15 protein-coding genes are annotated in these 18,268 nt (G+C 46.5%); 11 read left to right on the forward strand and 4 right to left on the reverse strand.

Annotated elements, in window-relative coordinates; genetic code table 11:
- The first annotated feature begins 19 nt into the window (after window positions 1–19).
- The 3 genes from JYE49_RS04350 to JYE49_RS04360 are packed head-to-tail and all read left to right on the forward strand — an operon-like array spanning window position 20 to window position 3,938.
- Window positions 20–1,231: a D-alanine--D-alanine ligase family protein gene (locus JYE49_RS04350; RefSeq protein WP_179217212.1), complete on the forward strand. Its 1,212-nt coding sequence runs from the start codon at window positions 20–22 to the stop codon at window positions 1,229–1,231.
- 21 nt (window positions 1,232–1,252) lie between these two features.
- Complete coding sequence (gene dxs / locus JYE49_RS04355; RefSeq protein ID WP_179217213.1) at window positions 1,253–3,133, forward strand: 1-deoxy-D-xylulose-5-phosphate synthase; 1,881 nt, start codon at window positions 1,253–1,255, stop codon at window positions 3,131–3,133.
- On the forward strand, window positions 3,123–3,938 hold the full coding sequence (locus JYE49_RS04360; protein ID WP_093956241.1) for a TlyA family RNA methyltransferase: 816 nt from the start codon (window positions 3,123–3,125) through the stop codon (window positions 3,936–3,938). Before dxs ends, JYE49_RS04360 begins: the two co-directional genes overlap by 11 nt.
- Here JYE49_RS04360 and JYE49_RS15195 read toward each other — a convergent pair.
- On the reverse strand, window positions 3,933–4,583 hold the full coding sequence (locus tag JYE49_RS15195; RefSeq protein ID WP_093956242.1) for an RluA family pseudouridine synthase: 651 nt from the start codon (window positions 4,581–4,583) through the stop codon (window positions 3,933–3,935). The two genes, JYE49_RS04360 and JYE49_RS15195, sit on opposite strands and share 6 nt — an antisense overlap.
- A 93-nt stretch (window positions 4,584–4,676) precedes the next feature.
- On the opposite strand from JYE49_RS15195, the gene JYE49_RS04370 reads away from it, so the two are divergent.
- The 4 genes from JYE49_RS04370 to ppdK all read left to right on the forward strand — a co-directional run bounded on the left by JYE49_RS04370 (window position 4,677) and on the right by ppdK (window position 10,529).
- Window positions 4,677–5,519, forward strand: a complete 843-nt coding sequence (locus JYE49_RS04370) for an NAD(+)/NADH kinase (RefSeq protein ID WP_346763059.1) — start codon at window positions 4,677–4,679, stop codon at window positions 5,517–5,519.
- A gap of 27 nt (window positions 5,520–5,546) precedes the next feature.
- Window positions 5,547–6,002 carry an arginine repressor gene (locus tag JYE49_RS04375; RefSeq protein WP_093956244.1) on the forward strand — a complete coding sequence of 152 codons (456 nt, stop codon included), beginning with the start codon at window positions 5,547–5,549 and terminating at the stop codon, window positions 6,000–6,002.
- A 13-nt stretch (window positions 6,003–6,015) separates the two neighbouring features.
- Complete coding sequence (recN, locus tag JYE49_RS04380; protein WP_093956245.1) at window positions 6,016–7,737, forward strand: DNA repair protein RecN; 1,722 nt, start codon at window positions 6,016–6,018, stop codon at window positions 7,735–7,737.
- A gap of 149 nt (window positions 7,738–7,886) precedes the next feature.
- Window positions 7,887–10,529, forward strand: coding sequence for a pyruvate, phosphate dikinase (gene ppdK, locus JYE49_RS04385; protein ID WP_093956246.1), 2,643 nt, complete (start codon window positions 7,887–7,889; stop codon window positions 10,527–10,529).
- Window positions 10,530–10,606: 77 nt separating this feature from the next.
- Here ppdK and JYE49_RS04390 read toward each other — a convergent pair whose 3' ends face one another.
- From JYE49_RS04390 to lgt, 3 genes are read right to left on the reverse strand one after another with little or no spacing between them, the layout of a single operon-like run.
- Window positions 10,607–11,215: a regulatory protein RecX gene (locus tag JYE49_RS04390; RefSeq protein WP_179217214.1), complete on the reverse strand. Its 609-nt coding sequence runs from the start codon at window positions 11,213–11,215 to the stop codon at window positions 10,607–10,609.
- Window positions 11,215–12,375: a serine hydrolase domain-containing protein gene (locus tag JYE49_RS04395; protein WP_093956248.1), complete on the reverse strand. Its 1,161-nt coding sequence runs from the start codon at window positions 12,373–12,375 to the stop codon at window positions 11,215–11,217. Before JYE49_RS04395 ends, JYE49_RS04390 begins: the two co-directional genes overlap by 1 nt.
- Complete coding sequence (lgt, locus tag JYE49_RS04400) at window positions 12,356–13,339, reverse strand: prolipoprotein diacylglyceryl transferase (RefSeq protein ID WP_283399320.1); 984 nt, start codon at window positions 13,337–13,339, stop codon at window positions 12,356–12,358. Before lgt ends, JYE49_RS04395 begins: the two co-directional genes overlap by 20 nt.
- 164 nt (window positions 13,340–13,503) lie before the next feature.
- Between lgt and upp the strand changes: the two genes are divergently transcribed.
- Genes upp through JYE49_RS04420 form a run of 4 tightly spaced genes read left to right on the forward strand, consistent with a single transcriptional unit; the run spans window position 13,504 to window position 18,121 of the window.
- A complete protein-coding gene (upp, locus tag JYE49_RS04405; protein ID WP_093956250.1) occupies window positions 13,504–14,133 on the forward strand; it encodes a uracil phosphoribosyltransferase in 630 nt (209 codons plus the stop codon).
- A complete protein-coding gene (locus tag JYE49_RS04410; protein WP_304583305.1) occupies window positions 14,099–15,814 on the forward strand; it encodes a hypothetical protein in 1,716 nt (571 codons plus the stop codon). The genes upp and JYE49_RS04410 overlap by 35 nt, the downstream gene beginning before the upstream one ends.
- Window positions 15,807–16,790: a tRNA dihydrouridine synthase DusB gene (dusB, locus tag JYE49_RS04415; protein WP_093956252.1), complete on the forward strand. Its 984-nt coding sequence runs from the start codon at window positions 15,807–15,809 to the stop codon at window positions 16,788–16,790. Before JYE49_RS04410 ends, dusB begins: the two co-directional genes overlap by 8 nt.
- A complete protein-coding gene (locus tag JYE49_RS04420) occupies window positions 16,787–18,121 on the forward strand; it encodes a hypothetical protein (protein WP_143754447.1) in 1,335 nt (444 codons plus the stop codon). The genes dusB and JYE49_RS04420 overlap by 4 nt, the downstream gene beginning before the upstream one ends.
- Window positions 18,122–18,268: the final 147 nt, after the last annotated feature.

Raw genomic sequence — 18,268 nt, forward strand, 5'->3', positions numbered from 1 at the left:
AACTGGGAGGACAAAACATATGAAAAAGCAGATCGGTGTGATTTTCGGAAGCAGAAGCTGTGAACGTGAGGTGGCCATTATCAGTGCAGTTCAGCTTATGCGGCATGCCGACAGGGAAAAATATGAAATTATCCCGGTCTACATCAGTGATGACGGAAACTGGTATACAGGTGATAAACTGACAGATATTCAGGCTTATAAACCTTTTCGCCCTGATCAGAAAGGAATCATCCGGGTTTTTCCCGATCTGTCCTCGGGATCGGGAGCACTGCTCACTATCAGGAAAAATACAGGATTGTTTGCAAGGGAAAAAACGGAGATCGTTGCGCGTATAGATGCATATATTATTGTAATGCATGGGCTGAACGGAGAAGACGGCACACTGCAGGGACTGATGGAACTGATCAATGTTCCTTATACTTCCACAGGCGTTGCGGGAAGCGCGCTGGGAATGGACAAGATCATGATGAAGCAGTTCTTTCAGGGCGCCGGGCTGCCTGTTCTGCCGGGCCTGAGTTTCACACGCAGTGAATTTTCCGGGGAACGTGGAGCTGTTTTGAACAAAGTTGAAGAGGAGCTCGGCTTTCCGGTTTTTGTGAAACCGGCAAATCTGGGATCAAGTATCGGCGTAAGCAGAGCGGATGATACAGAATCGCTGGCTGACAGCCTTGAGCTTGCATTTGAGTACGACAGACGGGTACTCGTTGAAAAAGGCCTTGATAAACCCATTGAACTCAACTGCAGTGTAATGGGATATGATGATATTGTAGAGGCTTCTCCGATAGAAATGCCCCTGAACAATGATGAATTTCTTGATTTCAAGGACAAATATCTTGCATCAGGCGGAAGTAAGGGCATGGCGAGCCTGCACAGAGTGCTTCCTGCGCCCATCGAGGATGAACTGAAAAATGAAATCCAGGAAATGAGCCGGACCATTTTCCGTATGCTGGATTGCAAAGGTGTGGTACGGATCGACTATATGTTTGATAAACACAGCGAGAAACTGTATATAACGGAGATTAATACAATTCCGGGCAGTCTGGCGTTTTATCTGTGGGAAAATGCAGGTATACCTTACAGCGCACTGATTGACAGGATGATAAATTTTGCGGAAAAAGCACATGCTGACAAAAACCAATCCAATTATGCCTATTCGAGTGACATTCTGAAAAATGTTTCCCTGGGATCTAAAGGCGCCAAAGGATGCAAAGGAATGAAATACTCTAAGTGACGAAGGGATGTCATGTCAAAGATGCTGGAAAAAATAAAATCTCCGCGCGATCTGGATGGAATGAGCTATGAACAGCTGGAACAGCTTGCTGGGGAGATCCGGAAATCACTGATTTCCACTGTTTCCTCCAACGGCGGTCATCTGGCGTCCAATCTCGGTGTGGTAGAGCTTACGCTGGCGCTGCACCGTGTGTTTCATATGCCTGAAGATAAAGTTGTTTTTGACGTGGGACACCAGAGCTACATACACAAGATAATCACAGGCCGGTATGACCGGTTTTCAACACTTCGTTCTTACGGAGGATTGTCAGGATTCCCCAAAAGATGTGAAAGTCCGTATGATTGTTTTGAAACAGGACACGCAAGCACGGCCATTTCTGCCGCACTTGGTATGGCGAGAGCGAGGGATTATCAGAACGAGCATTATGATGTGATTGCTGTTGTAGGTGACGGAGCGCTTACAGGCGGCATGTGCTACGAAGCGCTGAATGATGCCGGAAACAGCAAAACGAATATGATTGTTGTGCTGAATGATAATGAAATGAGCATCGCACCTAACGTCGGCGCACTTTCTCAGTACCTTACGCGCCTCCGGATCAGTGCGGGCTGGCAAAGCGCCAAACAGCATGTACGGCACCTTAATCAGATTCCTGTTATCGGTAAACCGCTGTACAGGGTTATTCACGGCATTAAGAAAGTGCTCCGTTCACTGGTTGTCAGAGACAATGAAACCGGATTTTTTGAGGCGCTCGGGTTTGAGTATTACGGTCCGATCAACGGACACGATATAGAAGAAATGGAGAAGGCTTTCCGGCAGGCCAGATACAGAAAAGGCCCCTGTGTTATACAGGTCCTGACAAAAAAAGGGTATGGATACGATAAGGCAGAAGAGCGTCCGGAGGCTTTTCACGGCACTCCGCCGTTCTATGTTGAAACCGGGTATCGGATAGATAAGCCGCAGTCTCCGTCCTGGGGACATATCATGGCGGATACATTGGCTGACCTGTCTGAAAATGATAAGAGAATTGTTGCCATCACCGCAGCCATGAAGCTCGGTACGGGCCTTGATCATTTTGCGGAACGTTTCCCTGACCGCCTCATTGATGTGGGAATTGCAGAGGAACATGCGGCGACAATGGCAGCCGGTCTGGCAGCAGGCGGTATGAGACCGTATGTTGCGGTTTATGCAAGCTTTTTCCAGCGGTGCTACGATCAGATGATTCATGATGTATGTATGCAGAATCTGCCTGTGGTATTCCTGTTGGACAGAAGCGGTATCGGCGGGGAAGACGGGCAGACACATCACGGTTTGTTTGATTTTTCCATGACGATACCGGTTCCCGGCATGACAGTTCTGGCTCCGTCATCTTCACAGGAACTGATCAGTATGCTGCGGTGGAGCATCGGGCAGAACGGTCCATGTGTTATTCGTTATCCGAAATCGATCAAACCGGTTCAGCAACAGAAAACAGACCGCCCCTTTGAAGCCGGAAAATGGCTGGAACTGAAGGCGGGCATGGATGTGATCCTGCTGGCGGTTGGATCCATGGTTCCGAAGGCAATGGATACTGCATGCATCCTTGAACAGCATGGAATCAGCACCTGCGTTATGAACTGTTCAACTGTGAAACCTCTGGACGAAGAATATCTTGCTTCCATGCCTCAGAATGTGCAGGTGTATACCATGGAAGAACACATGCTGGCAGGAGGATTCGGAGAATATGTAAGCAGATACTGTCTGGACATGGGTTACAATGTTCCCGCTTTCTGTTATGCAGTCAGGGACTGCTATATTCAGCATGGAGATCATGAGAGACTGATCAGGGATGCAAAACTGGATGCGGAATCACTTGCGGAAGACATATACCGCAAAATGAAGGGAGAAAACGCCGGTGGCCGATAAAATCAGAGCGGATATAGCGCTGGTACAGCAGCATCTGTGTGAAAGCAGGGAACGGGCACAGGCCGCAATCATGGAGGGCCGCGTTTTTGTCGGGGAAAGAAGAATCAACAAGGCATCCGAAAGCATTGGAAGCCAGGAAATTCTTTCTCTGAAATCTTCTGAAAACGAATATGTCAGCAGGGGCGCACTGAAACTGGAGAAGGCTGTGCGTGTGTTTGACGCAGACCTGAAAGACCGGGTGATTATGGACATCGGATCGAGTACAGGAGGCTTTACCGATGTCTGTCTTCGGAACGGCGCAAGGATTGTTTATTCAATTGACGTAGGATACGGGCAGCTTGACTGGAAACTGCGTAATGACCCGCGGGTCACCGTAATGGAAAGAACAAATGCAAGGTTTCTGGAAAGCGGCATGTTTTCGGATAAACCCGAGATAACAGTGATGGATGTCAGCTTTATCTCAATCCGTCTGATCCTGCCGGCAGCTGCAGAAATCATGGGAGATCAGGGTGTATTTTATACGCTGATCAAACCCCAGTTTGAAGCAGGCAGGGAGAATGTGGGTAAAAACGGAGTGGTACGCGATCCTGAGATACACAGGAGTGTTATTTCTAATATAGTTGCTTTTACTGAACAGATGGGATGGTGCACGGTTAACCTGGATTATTCACCCATTACCGGGCCGAAAGGCAATATAGAATTCCTGGCTGAGATCAGAAAACAGGACGGAAACAGAATGAGTATCACTTCTGATAAAATCCATGCTGTTGTGAACGAGGCTCACGAAAGCATGATCCATTCATAAAGCAGACAAATCAAAAAGCATCCAGGGGAACGCTTCGTCAGGAAGAGAGGAAACAGCCACCTGCTTCTCTGTATTCCGCGGATGCGGAAAAGACAGGCTGTATGCCCATAATGCCGGTGAGGATGCTTTGATACGGCTGCCGTACTTCCGGTCCCCCACGAGCGGGAAGCCGCGGGAGGCAAACTGTACACGGATCTGATGAGTGCGTCCTGTGTGCAGCGATACACGTACAAGGGTCAGAGGCTGATCATTGAAGACAGCTGTACCGATAATATGCCAGTCACAAAGAGCTTCTTTCACACCTTTTCTTTTTTGCTTGACAACATAGGTTTTATTGGATCTTTTATCGTGATAGAGATAATCCCGGAAAGATCCGTTTTGTTCTACCGGCTTTCCGGATATCACCGCAAGGTATTCTTTCCCCACTTGTCCTTCCTGGAAAAGCTTCTGAAGCCCTGTACATGCATAAGCGGAAGCAGCAAGCACACATACGCCTCCGGTGCCCTGGTCGAGGCGGTGAACAGGAAAAAATCTGCAGCCCAGCTGCTCCTGAAGCATATCGGGCAGTCCTGGAGATTCGGACAGCGTACCGACGGGTTTGCTGCAGACTAAAAATTCTTTGTCAGTATACAGAACCGGAATCATTCATTGTACATCCCTTTCTGCATTTTGCATATATTCATCAATATACAAAAAAAACCGTATCTCTTGAGTATATATACAGGTTGTGATACTATTTTGTCAAATCCTGCGGGAGGAAAGAAGCAAATGCTGAAAGCAGCCGGACTGATTCTGAATGTGGAAAACCAGGATGCGGTGAAATATGCTGAGAAAGCTTCCGCTTTTTTTCATCGTCATCATATTCTGACGTTTAATCCTCAGACGGAAGAGTGTCAGATTAAACCGGATCTGATCGTTACCTTTGGCGGCGACGGTACGCTGCTGATCGGAGCAAGGTATGCCATGGAATATGATATTCCTTTACTTGGCATTAATCTCGGGACAGTCGGCTTTCTTACCGAAGAAGATCCGAAACACCTGGAGGAAGCGCTTACCGCCATTATCAACGGCCAGTACCATGTGGAATACAGAAGCCTTCTGCATGTTGTCAATAACCGAACAGGCGACGAATATTATGCCTTGAATGACGCGGTGATTACACGCGGCGGATACGCAAGACTGATACGTGTTGATGTAACGGTGGACAGAAAAGAATACTGCACGTTTACTGCAGACGGAATTATCGTGGCAACACCGACAGGATCAACCGGATATTCACTATCGGCGGGTGGACCGATTGTTGAACCGGGAATGAACTGTATGATTATTACGCCTGTATGTCCGCACAGTATGCAGCACTGCCCCTGTATTGTTTCGGAAAAAGCAGATATCCGGCTTTTGCTGAAACCGGAAAGGGAACAAACCGCAGAACTTCAGATCGACGGGCAGAACATGGGAAGTCTAAGCGCTGGAGATACAGTACATGTCACCGGTACTGACCGGAAAATCAGCCTGATTCGTCTGCATCCATATGATTTTTTCGGACTGACACGCAGAAAACTCAGTGAATGGGGTTCATAATAAAAAAGAACAGAGAGGAACGCCGGCATGAAATCCAGTCGACAGGATGAAATTTTACGGATTATCAGGGAAAGAGACGTGGAAACGCAGGAGGAACTTGCATCAGAGCTTCGGAAAACAGGATATAAAGTTACGCAGGCTACTGTTTCCAGGGATATCAGGGAGCTGAAACTGATCAAGGTGGCTGCGAATGGCGGCGGTTTCAAATATGCCAAACCGGAGAGACACGAAACCGCAGTCAGCGACAGACTGACCAGAATCCTGAATGATTCCCTGGTAAATGTTGATTTTTCCGGAAATATGATTGTTGTCAAGACACTCAGCGGATCTGCCAATGTGGCAGCAGAAGCACTGGACAATCTCGGATGGGAAGAAATACTTGGCACAATTGCCGGAGATAATACAATTTTTATTGTAGCCAGAGACGCTGCGGATACAGCTGAGATCACGAACAGAATCCGTAAACTGACTGATCACAGATAAACGGGAGCTGTATATGTTAAAATCCTTAAAGATTCATCAAATTGCTCTTATCGATGATGTTGCGATTCAATTTCATGAAGGCATGCAGGCTCTGACTGGAGAGACGGGTGCCGGAAAAAGCATTGTTGTCGATGCGGTAACGCTTATCCTCGGAGGAAGAGCAGACAGGGACCTGATCCGTACCGGATGCGAAAAGGCGTCTGTAGAGGCTGAGTTTTCAGTCCGGGAAAACAGAAACGTTCAGGCATTCATGGACCAGGAAGGCATTGAATATGACGGTGAAAATATAACAATATACAGGGAAATATCCACCGGCGGTAAAAACATATGCCGGGTCTGCGGCGTGATGATTCCGGTTGCGAGACTCAGGGATCTGGCCGGCTGGCTGCTTGATCTTCATGGACAGAATGATCACAGATTCCTTACAGATCCGGATATGCATCTGGAGTTCCTCGATCAGACCGGTGATGAAAAACACAGACTACTTCTGGACAAAGTTGGCGAAAGCTGTGAAGCTTTCCTGAATAATCACAGAGCATACGCACGTCTGGTTAAAAAAAATGAAAACAGAGAGTCTAAGCTCAATTCACTTGAACATGATCTTGAAGAACTGCGGAAGGCGCATATCCGGAACGGAGAAGCAGAGCAACTCCTGGAGGAAAGGAAAAAAGCCGAAGAAATTCTGAAAAAATCAGAAATGCTTAAAGAAATAAGGGAACATCTGTCCGGGAATGAAGACGGGTTTTCTGCACTCTCAGAGATTAAAGCAGCCTCAGCTCTGATGAAGTCTCTTTCGGAAAAAAGTATTGAGATCAAAGAAATCAGTGACAGGAGTGAATCTTTGTTCTTTGAACTGGAAGAAATAGCTTATCAGATCAGCCAGATGTCAGACCGGCTTGGATTCAATCCGGAAGATGTCGAGCGGATAGATCAAAGGCTTGACCTGATTCATCGTCTGGAACGTAAATACGGAATAACATCATCGGAAATACAGGATTATACCGCAGGACTGGAAGAAGAATACAAAACTCTGGTTAATCTGGAAGATGAAGTTAACAGGATGTCTTCTGAACATAAAAAAACGCTGAGCCTCTACAGAGGTGCGGCTAAAGAACTGACAGAGTCCAGAAAAAAACTTGCATCTGCTTTTGAAAAAAAGATGATGAAGGAACTCGGTGACCTGGGAATGGGGAACACTGTTTTCAGTGTTGCGTTTAAGCCCAATGAAACCGGAAAGCCCATTATGCCGTCTGAACATGGAGATGACAGAATCGAATTCATGATCAGCCCGAATCCGGGAGAACCCTTAAAACCGTTGGCGAAAATAGCTTCAGGCGGTGAACTGAGCAGAATCATGCTGGTGGTCAAAACAATGGAAACTTCACATTCCGGAGTGGAGTCCATGGTCTTTGATGAAATCGATACAGGCATAAGCGGGCGTATGGCCCAGGTTGTAGCTGAAAAAATGATGTCCATCTCCTGTGAAAAACAGGTAATCTGTGTTACTCATCTTCCGCAGATTGCGGCAGCATCAGATTATCATTACCTGGTACAGAAAACTGTTTCAGGCAACAGAACGCATACTTCTGTCACGGAACTCGGGCGGAAGGATAGAATCGCTGAGGTAGGAAGAATGATCAGCGGTGCAGACGGCATTACAGTTGAATCCAACGCATATGCAGAGCGACTGATATCTGCAGCAGATTCAATAAAGCATCAAAGGAAGAAAATGTAAAAACCCGCGGCAAAACGACAGAAACAAGTGCCGGATAAAAGAAAATACTTGCATTGTATCTTTTCTGCTCTTATAATAAATTGATGGATAAGTAACGGCTTTCGAGGACTGTAAGCCGTTCCGTGAATATGATCGGGGAGGAATTTTGAATGTCCAAAAAGTATCTGTACCTCTTCACTGAAGGCGATGCCACCATGCGTGAATTGCTTGGCGGCAAAGGCGCTAATCTTGCCGAGATGACCAAAGTCGGCCTGCCTGTTCCGCAGGGATTTACCATTTCGACGGAAGCCTGTACCCAGTACTATGAAGACGGTCGTCAGATTAACGACGAAATCCAGGCACAGATCATGGAATATATTACCAAAATGGAGGAAATCAACGGTAAGAAGTTTGGCGATCTGAAAAATCCGCTGCTGGTTTCCGTCCGCTCCGGTGCACGGGCATCCATGCCTGGTATGATGGACACAATTCTCAATCTCGGACTGAATGATGAAGTTGTGGAAGCCATGATTGCCGGAAACAGCGATCCCAAATTTGCCCGTTTTGTGTACGACAGCTACCGCCGTTTTATCCAGATGTATTCCGACGTGGTTATGGAGGTCGGAAAAAAATACTTTGAACAGCTGATCGACGAGATGAAGGCAAAGAAAGGCGTCACCTACGATGTCGAGCTGACGGCTGAAGATCTGAAAGAACTGGCGGGTCAGTTCAAAGCTGAATACAAATCCAAGATCGGGGAAGATTTCCCCGCAGATCCCAAAGAACAGCTGATGGGCGCGGTGAAAGCCGTGTTCCGTTCCTGGGACAACCCTCGCGCAAATGTATATCGCAGAGATAATGATATTCCGTACAGCTGGGGCACTGCAGTCAATGTTATGCCCATGGTATTCGGCAATCTGAATGACAATTCCGGCACCGGCGTTGCGTTTACCCGTGATCCCGCAACAGGCGAAAACAAGCTGATGGGCGAATTCCTTGTGAATGCCCAGGGTGAGGACGTTGTTGCCGGTGTACGTACACCCATGCCGATTTCCCAGATGAAGGATCAGTTCCCTGAAGCATATGCTGAATTTGAAAAAGTCTGCAGCCTGCTTGAAAAGCATTACCGTGATATGCAGGACATGGAATTCACCGTTGAGAACGGAAAGCTGTACATGCTGCAGTGCCGTAACGGCAAGAGAACAGCCCAGGCTGCGCTGAAGATTGCATGTGATCTTGTGGATGAAGGCATGCGCACTGAAGAGGAAGCAGTATCCATGATTGATCCCCGCAATCTGGACACGCTTCTCCATCCTCAGTTTGATGCCGCGGCTCTGAAGAAGGCTGAGCCGATCGGAAAAGGACTTGGCGCTTCTCCCGGCGCTGCCTGCGGTAAAATCGTGTTCACTGCAGAAGATGCAGAAAAATGGGCGGAAAGAGGAGAGAAAGTTGTCCTGGTTCGTCTGGAAACTTCTCCGGAAGATATCACTGGCATGAAGAGTGCTCAGGGTATCCTGACCGTGCGCGGCGGTATGACAAGCCACGCTGCGGTTGTGGCGCGCGGCATGGGTAAATGCTGTGTTTCCGGCTGCGGTGAAATCGCTATGGATGAGGAAAACAAGAAATTTGAGCTGGCCGGCAAGACCTTCAAAGAAGGGGATTTCATTTCCATCGACGGAACGACCGGACGCATTTATGACGGCCTGATTCCTACGGTCGATGCAAAGATTGCCGGAGAATTCGGCAGGATTATGGCCTGGGCTGATAAATACCGCAAGCTTCATGTCCGCACAAATGCCGATACCCCCGCAGATGCCAGAAAAGCCAGAGAACTCGGTGCCGAGGGCATCGGCCTGTGCCGTACTGAGCATATGTTCTTTGAACCGGAGCGCATTGCCGCTTTCCGTGAAATGATCTGTTCCGACACGGTGGAAGAACGTGAAGCGGCATTAAACAAGATTCTTCCTTATCAGCAAAGCGATTTTGAGAAACTGTATGAAGCACTTGAAGGATATCCTGTCTGCATCCGGTTCCTCGATCCGCCTCTTCATGAGTTTGTTCCCACAAATGATGAAGAGATCAAGCAGCTTGCTGATGCGCAGGGAAAGAGTGTTGAAACCATCAGGAACATCATTGCTTCTCTGCATGAGTTTAACCCGATGATGGGCCATCGCGGATGCCGTCTGGCGGTCACCTATCCTGAAATTGCCAAAATGCAGACTAAAGCTGTGATCAGGGCTGCAATCAATACTCAGAAGGCTCATCCCGACTGGCATATTCGTCCTGAAATCATGATTCCGCTGGTCTGCGAAGTCAAGGAACTGAAGTTTGTTAAAAAGGTTGTTATTGAGACTGCTGACGCAGAAATTGCAAATGCTGGAGCTGCACTTGAATATGAAGTCGGTACAATGATTGAGATTCCGCGTGCGGCACTGACTGCAGACGAAATTGCCGCTGAAGCTGATTTCTTCTGCTTTGGTACCAATGACCTTACTCAGATGACTTTTGGTTTCAGCCGTGATGATGCCGGTAAGTTCCTGAGCGCTTATTATGATACCAAGATCTTTGAAAACGATCCGTTTGCCAAGCTTGATCAGACAGGCGTCGGTAAACTGATGAAGATGGCTATTGAACTTGGCCGTCCTGTTAACCCGAAACTGCATGTTGGTATCTGCGGTGAACACGGTGGAGATCCGAGCTCCGTGGAATTCTGCCATAAGATCGGCCTGGATTACGTAAGCTGTTCGCCCTTCCGTGTTCCGATTGCCCGGCTTGCTGCGGCACAGGCAGCTATCAGCAATTCCGGAAAATAAACCTAATTACAAGTTCGGAATTAATCATCCCTGAAAAAACGAGGCACAGATAATCATATCTGTGCCCCGTTTTTCTGTTACAGCTTGTTTTCAGCCGATTTGCAGGCTGCTCTGGCTGTATCCCAGCTATATCCTTTTCGAACCAGCATTCCGATGACTTTCTGTCTGGATTTACGAAGATCTTCATCCGGTTTTCTGCGTATCCAGGCCTTCCTTGCGAGAGATTCGGCTTTATCCAATCCGACTTCTTCGTTTACTGAATCAAATGCTGTATCAATCATCTCCTGAGCAATCCCTTTTGAACGGAGTTCACGGCGAATAACAGCAGGACCATAGCCGCGGTTAAGGCGGTATTGAATCCACTGATTACAAAAATCCATATCATTCAGCAGTTTTTCTTTTTCCAGTTTATAGACAACAAGTTCGATTACCTCAGAAGTATATCTGTGTCGAGACAGGCGGGAAGTGATTTCTCCTGAACTGCAGGGGCGTCTTGCAAGCATGGCAACAGCCTGGTTTAATGCCCGCGGATACTGACGCACCTTCAACCAATGGAAAAATGCATCTTCAGACATTTCAGCATCTTTATAAATTCCGGTACCGGCAAGATCTTCGTATCTGAGCCAGTATCTTTCTCCGTTATCCAGAAGAATAGAAATTTGTGAACCTGCTTTATTCAGCTCCATTATTCTGACCATGACGGCAGCTCCTTCCTGTAGGCCCAGTGAAGGAGATCCCTGTTGGCTGCGCCGAGACGTCCTTTTCTTGCTTCGCTGCAACCGCCGTTCAGAGTGATGAACAGGCATTTAGTCCGGTCATCCCAGAATGCGCCGTCAGCACAGCCGTAAGCAAATCCCTGGTGACCATATACAATGTTGTCTGAGACAAAAGGATCACTGATGCGCAGAAGACCAAGGCCGTAAGATAAAGTCGGTGAAAGTCTGCCATAGGATGCATGCTTCGCTTTCATATCATTCAGAGCTGAGGATGAAATATAGCTGTTGTCATCTGATGCCAGCATTTTAAACAATTTGCTTAAAGATAGTATATCAATATACATACTGCCGGCTGTATGCCCATAATGACGCAGGGGATCCGGATGAGTCAGTCCGGAGGAACCGAGACGGGTTACAAATACTTCAGAGCCCTTATGATAAGGCAGGATACGGGTTACCGGCATAATTTTATTTCGGGGAATACAGCAGCCCTCCAGAGTAGCGTTCATATCAAGAGGGGAAAAGAGATACTGGCTGAATACTGCACTAAGCGGTATCTGCAGCACCTGTTCCAGAATACATCCAATCAGCCCGAAGCCAAGATTTGAATAATGGAATTCAGCACCGGGAGTGAAACAACGTGACACAGAAAGCACATCCGGGAAAGGAATGCCGTTTTCAACAGATTGCTCCAGATCAGGAGGATCTATAATGCCTGAGGTGTGGGACAGGAGATGACGGAGTGTGATACCGTTTAAAGCCTTTTGCTCTGTTTCAGCGGTAAAAAGATCACTGACAGGCATGTCTACATCCAGAAGACCAAGATCTGAAAGATGCATAACAAGAGTGGATGTTGCTGTTTTCGTAATGGAAGCCACCCGGAAAAACGTGTCAGGCAGCGGTATGTGGCAAGGATCCTGGGATGAAGTCAGGATCAGTGCAGACTGGTTCCCGGCAGAAAGGTATGTTGCGGATCCAAGAACATGGTGTTTGCGGATAAGATGAACAAATGCGTCCGCATAAATCAGATTATGACCGGAATGATCGCTTACGGGACTTTTACCGCAGCCCGGGGCGCAGAAGGGCAGGGCCAGTCGATAAAGGATATTTTTAAGCACAGTGGTCGGCATTTTCCACCTCCTGCAGATCCCGGGGGAAATATACAGAGCACAAACCGAAAACCATCAGCACGGAACAGACGCTGAGAAGGATGACAGTATGTTTCACGGAAAGCATAAAATAACTATGCCCAAAGAGAGAATAACAGATAATGACTATAACACTGATTACAGCCAATGGGAAAAGAATGATAAAAGAGAAAGGGTGCTTCTTAACAGGTTTTACTGAAGATAACCTGTACCGGAAAAGGATGAAAGTGCATAATACAGCGCTGAACAGCTGACTTATTCTTACAGAAGACGCATAAAGGGAATCCGTCCTGAGCTCCTCAATAATCAGCCGGCCTGCAGCATAAAGGAAAAGATAAAAGAAAAATACGTCGCCTTTCCTGCGGTTTAACAGGGTATGCCTTGTAAGAAGAAGAAAAATAAATACGAAAAAATCCCAAACAGATTCATAGAAAAAAGTAGCTAGATGCCATGTATATCCATCAGCGGGTATCTGTACGGCAAAAGGGAAAAAACAGGGGAAAGATCCGGAGACAGGCAGACCATAGGCTTCCATGTTGAACCAGTTACCCCATCGTCCGATCGCCTGTGCCAGCGCAAGACCGGGCACGATAATATCACATAACAGAAGGAAAGAAATATTCCTGCGCCTGCAGAAGATAAACAGAACAAGCAGTCCTGCAATGATCCCGCCATAGATGGCCAGACCGCCCTCCCAGACACGAAAAACAGAAAAAAGATCATTCTGAAACTGATGAAAAGAAAAAACCACATAGTAAACACGTGCGCCGATAATGCCGCCGGGTATGAGCCATAAAGCAAGATCCAGCACAGTGTCGCGGGGAAGTCGGGCGTACTTCTCTTCCCTGCAGGAAAAAAACAGTGCGAGCGAAGCGCCGACGACAATCAGAAAACTGTACCAGGTAACCGGATAAATCAGGTATCTAGAATAAGGGACTGAAGACATGCTTTTACTCCTTATATTCAATAAAAAGATTATAAATTTGCGCCCTGGATGTGTCAATGAAAAGGCAAATATAGGAATTGTGAGCATTGCGCGCAGCGTACGTTTCTGTTAAAATAATCAGAAGGAACCTGATACTTCGATACTATTTTGAGGAGGCACCTTTTATGAGTAAAGTCGTCGTTTTCGATCATCCTCTTATTCAGCACAAACTGAGCATTATGCGTGATAAGAATACCGGAACCAAGGAATTCCGTGAGCTTCTTTCTGAAATTGCGATGCTTATGGTGTTTGAGGTAACCAGAGATCTGGAAACAAAGGAAGTTGAAGTGGAGACGCCGATTACTACCTGCAAATGCCGTATGCTTTCCGGCAAAAAGCTTGGGATTGTACCGATTCTCCGTGCAGGTCTCGGCATGGTGGACGGTGTCATTAATCTTGTACCTGCGGCGCGTGTGGGTCATATTGGATTGTACAGGGATCCCAAGAGTCTGGAACCTGTTGAATACTACTGCAAACTCCCGGAGGACAGCGTCAACAGGGAACTGCTCATTCTTGATCCGATGCTGGCCACAGGCGGAAGTGCGAGCGCTGCTATCAATTTTATCAAACAGCGCGGATGCCATCATATGCGTCTGGTCAACCTGATTGCCGCACCGGAAGGAATTGCCAGAATACAGAAGGATCATCCGGACGTTGACATTTACGTTGCAGCACTTGATGACCATCTGAATGATCACGGATATATTGTTCCCGGACTTGGTGACGCCGGCGACCGCCTTTTCGGCACAAAGTAAAGCAATGCCTCAGAAACCTGTTTTTGCCAGGGCTCCCATCCTGGCAGTATCACATTGTTTTCCCTGCAACGGTACAATCAGAACGACGGATGAAAGTATCAAAAATCTTTATGTTACTGCCGGACGCTGGATTGATAATCCGTATTTGTGGGAAGGATTATTTCGTGTTGCCTGTCTGATCAAAAACAAACCGATGGAGGAACCGGTTACAGCGCTGATTCTGAATGCTGTCAGAGACACAGAAAACGGTTCTGCAGAAGGTTGTCTGTCAAGACAGATCAGTATTATACGTGCTGCTTTTGCGGTGTATGAATACAACACAGACCGGATGCTGCTGCAAAGGCTTGCTGTCTGGTGTCATTATCTGGAAATAGAGTTTGAGCATCTTATAAAAGAGGATCCTGAACCGCTGTATAAACCTGCGGACCTGATGGAATTTCTCGTTCGCTTTTACCAGGTAACAGGGCTTAAAGCTGTTCTGCGGATCTGCACAAGACTCAGAGCTGCAGCATTCAACTGGACATCAGCACTGCATACTTTTCAGCAATCCATCCCAGTCTGCACAGATGAATTGCATCCTGTTATGCCGGAACTTACAGAAGCACCAGAAGACATCGATTATGATGAAAAGGAAAAACTGATTAACCATGCTGAAATGCTGGCAGACGGGATTCGTTATTCTGTTTTTTCCGGTATATTCAGCGGAAACGGACAGGATCTTGCCGCGGGGAAGGTCGTCTGGAGGTATCTGCGCAAGCATCATCATGCGCTCTGCGGAGGGACTACTTCCAATCCTTACCTGTGCGGAAATGCACCGGAACAGCCGATCAGCAACTGTACTGTTGCAGCTTGGGTTGAAGCCTTTGCTTCACAGCTCATTCTGGAAGATTCAGAATGGGCGCTGGATGAACTTATCAGGATTGTATTTAACAGCCTTGAAGACTGCCTGAACAAGGAAAGGGCCGGAAACATACAGAAAGTCAATGGTTCAGCATATGCATTCAACCAGAGTGGAGAAACAGCCGATTTGTATGCACGGCTGACAAGAGCAGCAGCAGTCGTCTATCAACACGCTGTAACGCTGAAAGAAAAGGGAATCTGTGTGAATTACACGGTTCCGGGAAAGTTTCTCCTGATGATCCGGAAACAGGCTGTCATACTGAATATGAATGAAGACAGCCTTCAGCTGCAGTGCAAAAAAACGATTAATGCTTATCTGGATGTATTTATACCGGTAACAGGGACATCCGTGATAAAACTGACTGGTTCTCAGGAAGATACAGATCTGACTGATACGGTTGTCTCAAAAGAAAGCGGATACTATGTTCATCTGAAAAAAGAATGGCAAAATCAGGATGGAGTTCTTTTTGAGGACACGGACAGAGTCATCAGTGAAGATACGCATCATCAGGGAATATGTTATATCCACAATAATCGGCTTTATGCCCTTCCCGTCAAAAAAGACGATCCAAATTATGCGGTTCATAGTGGAAGCGAAATATACGACGGAGGCGTTAAAGTCAGTATGTCTGTGATTCCCGGAACGTATCATCCGGATAAAAAGACGGATATTCCGGTTCTGCCTGTGTCTGATTCCCAGGCCGAACTGAAAGAATTAATCCCTTACAGCAGAACAAAAGACAGAATGACTATGTTTCCAAGGATAAAAACGCATGTTTGATATCAGGCTTGCACCTATGTGCGGCATAACAGATCATGTCTACAGAACAATATGTTATGAACAGGGATGTGATCTTGCGTATACGGAAATGATCAGCGCAATGGGGTATTTGTGTGCGCCGAAACAACGGGCAACCCAGGAACTGATGATCCGCGGCCCCAGGGAGCCGTTTCTTATTCTGCAGCTTTTCGGCCGTGATCCGGATACAGTTGCAGAAGCTGCAAAACGAATATGCGATCTGGGAATATATGACGGTATTGACCTGAATATGGGTTGTCCAGCCAAAAAGATTGCACCATCAGGAGAAGGATGCGGGTTGATGCGTACACCGCTGATCGCTTCTGACATGATGGAGAAGACCGTTAAAGCTTCCTCTCTGCCTGTTTCTGTCAAAATGAGAATAGGGTATGACAGCGAACACATAAATGTGGAAGAATATGCAAAAATGGCTGAGAATGCAGGGATTGTTTCTGTCACTGTGCATGGAAGAACAAGGGAGCAGCAGTACAGTGGAGAAGCAGACTGGGGTATTATTGCCAGGGTTAAGGAAAAGGTTCATATTCCAGTGATTGGAAACGGAGATCTGTTTTCCGCGGAAGATGCATTGGACAAACAAAAGAAGGCAAATACTGACGGGGTGATGATCGGACGAGGAGCCCTGGGGAATCCGTGGATATTCAGACAAATCCGTGAACTGGAGAAAGGTCAGTCTGTCAGGCCTGTGACAAACGAGGAAAAACATGCGATGATTATCAGGCATTATCATATGATGCTTGATTCAAGACCCGAACAGATTGCTGTAAGGGAAATGAGAAAACATATAGGATGGTACATTAAAGGGATACGAGGCGCAGGAAAATTCAGAACGGAGATAAACCAATGTCCTGACGCTGCAACAGCAATGAAACTGACAGATTGTTTTTTCGAAGATGCACAAAAGATAAAGGAACCTGATCAGCAGGAGGACAGGCAATGAAAATCATTATCAGGAAAACATTTTTGGTGATCATAGCCGTCTTCTGTCTTTTTTCGGGCTCCAACGGCATCGGGGAATCTTTCCCGAGCCATTTTTTGCTTACAGGAGAGTTTGATTCACCGGTCACATTCAGTCTATATGCACCGGAGTATGTACAATTGGCACAGTTCGGAAAGGAAAGACTTGATAGTCTGAATCGTTTGCTCAGGCATTTTTCTGTAACAGTCAGATCAGATCATCGCGGATCAGAAACTGTTTTGTGCATTGATCAGGAACCGCTCCTGTCCATTCAGGAGACACAGACAGCGACAAACGGGCAGAATCAAAACCTGAATAAAGAAAAAAACACGGATAAAAATGAATTGACATCCTTTCTGGATAATCAGTATTTCAGACTGAATCGTCTGATGGATGATCTGTATCCCGTGTTCTGCAAAGCGGCGGAATTATTTCCTGAAATAACAGGCAAATCATCTGTTGCTCTTAATTTTTCCGGGTTTGGAAAAGCAGTGAGCAGGATGACGATCCAGTTTCCTTCTGAATATGTCAGTGAACATTTTCCCGAGGAGCTGACTGATCTGTGTGACAGACAATCAACACGGACTGATCTTCAGAAACTGGTATTTCAAGGATCTCAGAAAATCGTTCTGCTGTTCGATCAGAATGGCAATGTGCTCAGGATCAATTATGACGGAACAGTAGGTGTTTCAGATGCTGAAATGAGAAAAATATCCCTGGTATGGAAATGCCTGCGCTCCGGAGATCATATCAAAGACAGCCTGACAATCAAAACACCTGCTGTAAAAGGATACGATAAAGACAATATTACATATGAACGTGAACTGGATATATCTGATCCGTCAAACCGGAAGCTGAAATGGGATTATCAGCTGGATCAGAAAAAGGAAAAGGAAAGAACAAAGATCAGATATACAGGTGATCTGCTTTCCGGAGATATGAACAGCTCGGGAAAAATCCAGTACAATGTCAAAGGAAACAGTGTTCCTGAACATTCCATAATCATAACGGAAACTGTGAGCGAAGAAAAAGAGTCTGAAAATGCCGGAACACTTGAAATTACCAATAAAACAGGTAAAATAGTAACAAGCAGTGTTCTGTCAGGATTCAGTATCGGCGAATCAATTCAATCAGAGACACAAAAGAAAGAACAGACCGGTTCGCAGATCATAATGACCCAGGATAATGAAGGAATAACGGAAGAAACAATCCGTATCCTGACACAAAAAATGATGACACTGCCTGATGAGGATACTGAATTTCTGCGCAAGGATATTCCTGATGAAATATGGAAATTGTTGACGAATTATTGATATAGGGAGATCTGATCATGAAAAAAACGCTTTTCACATTACTGGCTTTGATTCTTGTACTTGCAACATGTACCTGTCAGGCTGCGGAATATACACTTCCGGAAAAAATGCACAATCAGCTTGCGATCGGAAGCGGACTGAAGGGCA

The sequence above is a fragment of the Aristaeella hokkaidonensis genome, assembly GCF_018128945.1.
In the GTDB taxonomy this organism is placed as follows: domain Bacteria; phylum Bacillota; class Clostridia; order Christensenellales; family Aristaeellaceae; genus Aristaeella; species Aristaeella hokkaidonensis.